General features: G+C 66.4%; 3 protein-coding genes. 2 read left to right on the forward strand and 1 reads right to left on the reverse strand.

What is annotated here, in order from left to right; translation table 11 throughout:
- Positions 1 to 772, forward strand: a 772-nt coding sequence (locus L979_RS16220; RefSeq protein WP_047690065.1) for a hypothetical protein, incomplete at its 5' end; no start/stop codon positions are given.
- A gap of 249 nt (positions 773 to 1,021) precedes the next feature.
- A complete protein-coding gene (locus L979_RS17070; RefSeq protein ID WP_369792973.1) occupies positions 1,022 to 1,525 on the forward strand; it encodes an EamA family transporter in 504 nt (167 codons plus the stop codon).
- Positions 1,526 to 1,714: 189 nt separating this feature from the next.
- Here the strand turns inward: L979_RS17070 and L979_RS14990 are convergent, their stop codons facing one another.
- Complete coding sequence (locus tag L979_RS14990) at positions 1,715 to 1,807, reverse strand: methionine/alanine import family NSS transporter small subunit (RefSeq protein ID WP_081993835.1); 93 nt, start codon at positions 1,805 to 1,807, stop codon at positions 1,715 to 1,717.
- Positions 1,808 to 1,812 lie beyond the last annotated feature (5 nt).

Raw genomic sequence — 1,812 nt, forward strand, 5'->3', positions numbered from 1 at the left:
GCAAGCCGCCCGGGACACCGCCGCCCGAGAGGAACAGGAAGCCTCCCGCCGTGAGGCCACTGCTGCCGCAGCCGGTGCCGGTACCGCGGGCATGGATGTTGACACTCACGCCGAGATCGACACCGACGACGCCGCCACCCAGGCTTCTGCCGAGACCAGCACCCAGGCCGAGGACCAGCAGCCCCTGCCTGCTGAGCTGTCCCAGGAGGACCTGGAAGCACCGGTCCCCGGTGCCTCCACGGAACCGGATCAGGACCTGCCCTACGATCAAGAGCCGCGCCGCGACGTCGCTCCCGGGGAAGTCACCACCACCACGGTGCCGTCCTTGGCCGAGGACCGCGATGCACAGCAGCCCTCGGAGCAGGCTCCCCAGGTCATCGAGCCAGCCGAGTCCACGGAGGCAGCCGGGTCCACTGAGCCAGCCCAGGGCACCGAACCCGCAGAGGCCACAGATCGGGTCGAGTCCCAGGACGAGGACTTTGCTGCGGAGCTGGATGCAGCCGTGGAGAGCGAGTCCCAGAAGCACACCGGCACGGAGGATGCCGATCAGCAGCGTGAATCCGCCGGTGAGCAGCCTGCCGTGGTGCAGCCCCGTGTGGAGGAACCCGCCACCGCGCGTCCTGTTCAGGAAGAGCCCGGCCTTGCACTGGATGCCCAGCGCACCGACGACACTCAGGACACCGTCGAGGTTCAGGACGCCCCGGCAGAGACCACCGAACAGGACGATCAGCCCCGCAAGAAGGGCTTCTTCAGCCGCTTCTTCGGCCTGTGACAGGTCAGTGACTGTTTGAGCAAACGGACAGCTGTCCGCCCGGCCGCTGAAGGACGCCGCGGACTGCTCTTTGGTGCGAGCGCTTACGGGCTGTGGGGGTTGTTGCCCTGTACTTCGTGGCGCTCGCACCTGCCGGTGCATGGGAGATCGTCTCCCTGCGGGTGATTTTCGCCTTGCTGTTGTGCCTGGTGCTGCTGGCAGTTTTCGGCCAGTTCGGCCGTTTCCTGGCGGTGTTCACCCAACCCCATTGTGGCCATCAGCCTGGGTGTGTTGGTCCTACGGGAGCGGTTGCGGCGCCTGCAGTGGGCGGCGGTGGGCCTGGGGGCGGCGGCAGTGGCCGTGATGTCCGTGTTCTACGGCCAGGTCCCGTGGCTCTCCCTGGGCCTGGCTTTCACCTTTGGCCTGTACGGCCTGACCAAATCCATGCTGGGCGCCAACTGGCCTGCCCTGGTGGCCATGACGGTTGAAACGCTGGCCATCATGCCCGTTGCCGTTGTGATCATCGCCCGCCAGGCCGTGAACGGGGATCTGACGCTGTGGGGTCACAGTTGGGCGCACACGCTTCTGTTGGCCTCAACCGGCGTGGTCACAGTGGTCCCGTTGCTGCTGTTCGGTCTTGCAGCAGCGCGGCTGCCGTTGAGCACCGTCGGCATGCTGCAGTACATCGCCCCCATCATGCAGTTCCTGATTGCCGTGGTGATCCTGCAGGAGGCCATGCCGCGGGAACGTTGGCTGGGCTTCAGCATTGTGTGAGCAGCGGTTGCAGTGCTGATCCTGGATGCCACCCGGCAACGACGACGCCGGCGCCTCACCCGGGCGGCATCATCCTCACCTGATCCGCTCTGAGCACCTGATGGAGCGGACAATGACTGTGGCCACCGAACCAGACGGTTCGGTGGCCACAGTCCTGGAGTGCCAACACTCAGATGCTGCGGGTGGGACTCACGCGTCCCCGCCCTGATCCGGGTTGCGGCGCAGGTTCACGATGGAGGCGACCAAGCCGCCCCACACCGTCACACCTGCCACTACCAACATGACAA

Source organism: Kocuria sp. ZOR0020 (genome assembly GCF_000800955.1).
Lineage (GTDB): Bacteria > Actinomycetota > Actinomycetes > Actinomycetales > Micrococcaceae > Kocuria > Kocuria subflava.

Excerpts from the sequence above, each read along its gene's own strand:
- L979_RS14990 (WP_081993835.1), bottom strand. The coding sequence starts at position 1,807 with ATGTTGGTAGTGGCAGGTGTGACGGTGTGGGGCGGCTTGGTCGCCTCC.